The organism is uncultured Polaribacter sp., assembly GCF_947503855.1.
In the GTDB taxonomy this organism is placed as follows: domain Bacteria; phylum Bacteroidota; class Bacteroidia; order Flavobacteriales; family Flavobacteriaceae; genus Polaribacter.
On the sequence record NZ_CANNFF010000018.1, the window covers coordinates 1 to 5,867 of the forward strand.

Here is a 5,867-nt window from a genome sequence, read left to right on the forward strand (position 1 = left end):
TATGCAAGAATTTGGAGGAAAAGAATGCTGTTTACTAATGAACAGAAGTACGGAATTAAAAAATTGTAATAAGATTCGATTTGATTCGATGTGCCTAAAAACTGAAATAGAAGAAGCTTTTGACGGAATTTTTCTAATAGAAAAATCAACTGTTTCAGAAGTAGTGGATTGAGAATTTATAAATTTAATTTCGAAACGGCACTTTCTTTTTGGAGGTGCCGTTTTATTCTTTCACATAACGGTTCTCAGCTATACGCAGGCAGGGATTTTAACCACTGAACTTCCTACGAAGAACTGAACTTCAAATTTACCACTTTCCTGTCTTACGAAGCACGAACCCCCTGCTTGCGTATAGGTGATGTTATGCGGTCGGCTTTCATTTTCTCTTCTTTCTCGTTAATTTATCAAGCAAAGTTACTAAATTTGCAGTCAAGCAATTTCAATTTTTGAATTATGTATTTCAGCAGACCTTGGACTTCTATCTAAGTGATAGGCAGTCCTGAAAATTCCAATCTCTTTTAGGTCAAGACAATTAGTCTATGGGTTTCGTGTACCGACTTTTTTGTAAAGGCGTTACGTTGTCATAGTTGCTCTGTCGGGTAATACTGTCTATTCACTTCTCCACGATTTGAATTCAAGTATTCACCTGTAAGAAGTTACTAATGACAAAAAAGAAATTGCCCGTTCGTTTTACGGGTCAGCACTTTACTATTGATAAAGTGCTAATAAAAGATGCAATAAGACAAGCAAATATAAGTAATCAGGATACGGTTTTAGATATTGGGGCAGGCAAGGGGTTTTTTACTGTTCATTTATTAAAAATCGCCAACAATGTTGTTGCTATTGAAAACGACACAGCTTTGGTTGAACATTTACGAAAATTATTTTCTGATGCCCGAAATGTTCAAGTTGTCGGTTGTGATTTTAGGAATTTTGCAGTTCCGAAATTTCCTTTCAAAGTGGTGTCAAATATTCCTTATGGCATTACTTCCGATATTTTCAAAATCCTGATGTTTGAGAGTCTTGGAAATTTTCTGGGAGGTTCCATTATCCTTCAGTTAGAACCTACACAAAAGTTATTTTCGAGGAAGCTTTACAATCCATATACCGTTTTCTATCATACTTTTTTTGATTTGAAACTTGTCTATGAGGTAGGTCCTGAAAGTTTCTTGCCACCGCCAACTGTCAAATCAGCCCTGTTAAACATTAAAAGAAAACACTTATTTTTTGATTTTAAGTTTAAAGCCAAATACTTAGCATTTATTTCCTGTCTGTTAGAGAAACCTGATTTATCTGTAAAAACAGCTTTAAAGTCGATTTTCAGGAAAAGTCAGGTCAGGTCAATTTCGGAAAAATTCGGTTTAAACCTTAATGCTCAAATTGTTTGTTTGTCTCCAAGTCAATGGGTAAACTGTTTTTTGGAAATGCTGGAAGTTGTCCCTGAAAAATTTCATCCTTCGTAGTTCAAAGTCGGGTGGTTGTCAAGATGATTTTTTTGGTTTGGTGTCGTCTTTTAAGCTGCCGCATAACGGGAAACGCATTGGCGAAGTGGCGGATAAATTGAACCGAAAGTTCAATTTAGCAGTGACGTAGCCGATGTGTTTCCACAGAAGCTAAATTATTAAAAAAAAGCTGAATGTGGGACACATTCGGCGGAATAAAAAGCACAAAAGTTGAATTTTGAACTTAACCCGCCATTTTGCCAATGCGATGTTGAACTGAACAAGGGAAATGAGCGGTATCCTGCCAGACAGGATACCGACATTCACGAGGTTTCGATGGTTAGTGCGCCGCATCGGAGCGGGCCTGCTACCAGTCGTCGGTTAGACGACTGGCGACTTCTCGGTGGCAGCCCCACGGAGCCGAAGGAGCACCAGCCCCAACGAAACCAGTACCGCCATCGCCGTGGCGTAACAGATCACGGGCCACGCTGTGTCACCGTTTAAAAGTGCCACCGCCAATGTCCCGACAATGCTGACTATCAGGCTTTGAACGCAGAAGTAGAACGCGACCGCTGATCCCGCGATGTCGTCGAACTCTGCCAAAGCGCCGTTCGCGGTAACGGACACCGTGAAGACAATACCGACCGCGACAACCCACATCGGTAGGATGAAGGTGAGGAATGACGGCGAGCCGTAAAGTTCGCCGATCCCCAACAGGACCGCTCCGCAAACAAGCAACGCCATCCCACGCGCCACGCATCCTGCGATGCCCCATCTGGCGACAAAGGACTTCGCGAAACGGGTTGTCACGATCATTACAAGCGCGACAGTGGCGAAGGCAAAGCTGAATCCGATCTCGGAATATTCCGCTTGGCCTATGAGCACACGGGGAGCCGTCGAGAAGAAGACGAAGTAGGTGCCCATACCGGCGCTAAAGCCGACAGTGTAAACCCAAAAAGCCGGACTCGCGAAGATCGGCAAGACAGATCGGCGCGTCTTGACTTGATCCAGAGGGCGGGTTTCGTGCCACCTGAAACCCGCATTTAGGAGTGCGAGCATCGCCAGTATAGCCAAAGTAATGAATATCGCCTGCCATCCCAAGAACTCGCCGATCAATACTCCGGCGATAGGGCCGAGCGCAGGCACGAACGCCAGCATCGAACTGAAAAGGCCGTAGATGACGACACCCTCAGGACGGTTGGCATAAACGTCGCGAACCGTCGCGAACGTCGCCACCAGCATGGCCGACGCGCCCACTGCTTGAAGTAGACGGAAAGCGACAAAGGCCGGTGCAGTTGAAGACCAAGCTGCTCCCAGAGACGCAATGACGAAAGCCGTTGCGCCCGCAAGTAGAATTGGCCGTCGCCCGATTCTGTCTGAGAGCGGACCAAAAATCACCTGGCCCACGCCGAGCATCACCATATAGAGGCTCAACGTGAGTTGGATCATAGCGGGCGTCGTGTTCAGGATGCCGGGCATCGCTGGAACGACAGGGAGATAAATATCCATCGCCAGTGAAGCGAGGATGTCGAAAGGAGCCATCAGCAGCAGTGCTGCCGGCAGCGTATAGGCCCACGCGGGGCGTTGTTTTTGTTTATCAGTCATTTATGTGTTTTTCTATTCCATCAATAATTGATTTCCAATCATCAACGTGTAATTCGTGTCCTGTACCTTCAAGGGTGATTAGATTTGAACCTTTTATTTTTTCTAGTAAAAAACCTGCATTCTTATAATGCCAAATTTTGTCGTCTGTTCCGTGGATAATTAAGGTGGGTTGTTTGATTTCGTTTAATCTGTTCCAATATTCTTCACCACCACCACCTTGCGATGCAGCGTGATTGAACATACTTATATAATTGTTGGCTCTATTGAACTCAGCTCTTATCAGTTTTTCACTTCTTTGTTTGTCAAATTGTTTCTTGCCACTCATTAATTCTGCACCCTGAATTAAATAGTTTACCACACTGTCTTCATTTGTCCAATTGACTGTACCTGCTTTACTATGGAAATCTAAAATACTCGTGTCCATTTCAGGTATAGTTGGGTCTGAGTCTCCCCAAGGGCCTGATGACATAAGAGTTAAGGAGTTAACTCTGTCGGCAAACTTTATTGATGCTATTTGAGAAATTAGTCCGCCCAAAGAAATCCCCACAAAATGTGCTTTGTCAATCTTGTAGCCATCCAATATTGAAATAGCGTCATTAGTTAAGTCAACAATATCGTATGGAGTAGAACCTGGTTCATAATTAGTGGATTTTCCTACATCTCTGTTGTCGTAACGAATAACAAAAAATCCTTTTTCAGATAATTGTTGGCAAAATTCAGTGTCCCAATACAGCATTGATACGGTTGCACCTGCTACCAAAAGGATTGCTGGATTTTTCTTATTTCCAAAACTTTCCGTACAGAGTTCAATGCCGTTTGTTTTAATTATTTTCTCTTTCATTTCTGTTTTCCTTTGTTTGCAACTGATTATTATCAGTCCTAAAATTAATATCCAAAGTAGTTTTTTTTTCATTTATCAATGTTTAACTGTTATGCTGGTATCTTTCACAATGCCCGCTAACGAAAAATGGTAGCCGTAGTTGCCGGATTTACAGCACTTTCGTATCAATTTAGCACTTCGGTTCGTTAAAAGCACCAAAGTATCAAGTTGGCACGAAAGCCGGCAATTATCGGCTACCATATGTTAGTGGCATTTATCATTTCATTATATTCATTTGCTTTAACGCATTTTTTGTTACATTAATTCTCGATGAAATAAAATCATCAACATTCAATCCGTCTGTCGGAATTACATTTGTTGCAAAAAAATAAACATTAGATTTTGTTTCAACATAACCAACAAACCAACCATTATATTTTTCTTCTATCGAACTTAATCCAGTCTTACCGCTTAAAATGTAATTTTCAGTTCGCTCAATTTCCATAATATTTTTGACAATCTTTATTGTCCTATCAGAAATTGGAAATTTTGAAAAATAGAATTTCCTTAAAAAGTCGATTTGTTGTTTTTGAGATATTTTTGAATTTCCTTCAAGCCAAAAATTGTCAATCGTTAAACTGTCAAAAATCATATTTTTATACTCAAATTTTTCTAAATATTCTTTCATTTTAATTGTTCCGATTTTCCTTGCAATTTCCTGATAGCAAGGAACACAGGAAATTCTAAAAGCATCTTTAAATGATAAATCTTTTTCCCAAATATCCATTTTTCTCTGCTCGCCATTCCATTTTAAAATAGTTGTATCATTTTCAATAATGCCTAATTCAACAGCAATTATAGAATTTGGAATTTTGAATGTTGATGCAGGTAATTTTCCGTTTTTAGCCCAATCAAAGTCATTTGAGTAAAAAGTATTCTTGTCGTTATCATAAATTAGAATTGAACCATTTACTTGAAAACTATCTAAAATTTTGTCAAAATCAGAAATTTCTGTTTCAATTATGTTTTTATTCGTTGTTGTGTTACAGCAAACAAATAAAAATATCATTGAAATAAAAACTACAAATAAAATATTTTTCATTTATTGTCTAATTATCGTTTGTTTTTGTTGCCACTAACGGGAAACGCATTGGCGAAGTGGCGGATAAATTGGACAAAAAGTTCAATTTAGCAGTGACGTAGCCGATGTGTTTCCACAGAAGCTAAATTATTAAAAAAAGCTGAATGTGGAACACATTCGGCGGAATAAAATGCACAAAAGTTGAGTTTGGCACTTAACCCGCCATTTTGCCAATGCGATGTTATATGCCGTATTTTTTGATAAGATAATTTAAGTCAGCTTCGTTTAAAATTCTAATGTTTGCTTTTTTTGATTGGTTTAAGTCGTTTATTTTTTGGATTTTTGACCAACCACAATCTTCACCTGCAAAAACAAAATCTACTTTACCTGTTATTCCTGATTTTATTTGTCCACCAATTTTCATTAGAAAAGTTTTTATTTCTTCTCTTTCTATTGAAAAGTTGCCCGTAATAACTATTCCTTTTCCTATTAAATCAATGTTTTCAAGTTCGTTTTGAGTTATTTGATAATTTGATAAATGCTCTTCATTTTCTTCTAAAACATCTTCACTTGGTTGATTGAAATAATTATTATTTGTTTTAGGCTGGTCATCAATTTTTCTTATTAGTTCTTGATAACTTGGATACTTGTCAGTCAATTCGCCAAATATTAAAGCACAAAGTTTTGCATCGAATTCTGGGTCGTGATGATTTGTTACTTCTAAGTCCAAACTCTCTGCTAAATCTTTTATTTTTTTAGGCATCCCAAGTTTATCTGCAAATAACATTGTGTCAATATAACTTATGACATATGGTTTTAAATTATAATGTTCATATAGATTTTTCTGATTATCCGTTTATGCACCTGTTATATTCGCAATTACTAGTCTGTCAAAGAGTTTGTCTCCAAAATACCGTCT

The 5,867-nt window shown here is 38.8% G+C and carries 5 protein-coding genes and 2 pseudogenes; 2 read left to right on the top strand and 5 right to left on the bottom strand.

What is annotated here, in order from left to right; translation table 11 throughout:
- Both Q0662_RS11780 and erm(F) read left to right on the top strand, forming a co-directional pair.
- Positions 1-172: pseudogene (locus tag Q0662_RS11780) on the top strand (EreD family erythromycin esterase); the annotation flags it as partial.
- Between the two features lie 490 nt (positions 173-662).
- A complete protein-coding gene (gene erm(F), locus Q0662_RS11785; RefSeq protein ID WP_182650836.1) occupies positions 663-1,463 on the top strand; it encodes a 23S rRNA (adenine(2058)-N(6))-methyltransferase Erm(F) in 801 nt (266 codons plus the stop codon).
- Between the two features lie 234 nt (positions 1,464-1,697).
- Here the strand turns inward: erm(F) and Q0662_RS11790 are convergent.
- The 5 genes and pseudogenes from Q0662_RS11790 to Q0662_RS11810 all read right to left on the bottom strand — a co-directional run.
- Positions 1,698-1,796: pseudogene (locus tag Q0662_RS11790) on the bottom strand (LysR family transcriptional regulator); the annotation flags it as partial.
- Positions 1,797-1,823: 27 nt separating this feature from the next.
- A complete protein-coding gene (floR, locus tag Q0662_RS11795; RefSeq protein ID WP_014053560.1) occupies positions 1,824-3,047 on the bottom strand; it encodes a chloramphenicol/florfenicol efflux MFS transporter FloR in 1,224 nt (407 codons plus the stop codon).
- Positions 3,040-3,960 (bottom strand): macrolide hydrolase EstT, encoded by a 921-nt coding sequence (gene estT, locus Q0662_RS11800; RefSeq protein ID WP_046701559.1) that lies wholly within the window; start codon positions 3,958-3,960, stop codon positions 3,040-3,042. Before estT ends, floR begins: the two co-directional genes overlap by 8 nt.
- A 184-nt stretch (positions 3,961-4,144) precedes the next feature.
- Positions 4,145-4,969 carry a class D beta-lactamase OXA-347 gene (locus Q0662_RS11805; protein WP_004295324.1) on the bottom strand — a complete coding sequence of 275 codons (825 nt, stop codon included), beginning with the start codon at positions 4,967-4,969 and terminating at the stop codon, positions 4,145-4,147.
- A gap of 220 nt (positions 4,970-5,189) precedes the next feature.
- Complete coding sequence (locus tag Q0662_RS11810; protein ID WP_005807148.1) at positions 5,190-5,735, bottom strand: BRCT domain-containing protein; 546 nt, start codon at positions 5,733-5,735, stop codon at positions 5,190-5,192.
- Positions 5,736-5,867: the final 132 nt, after the last annotated feature.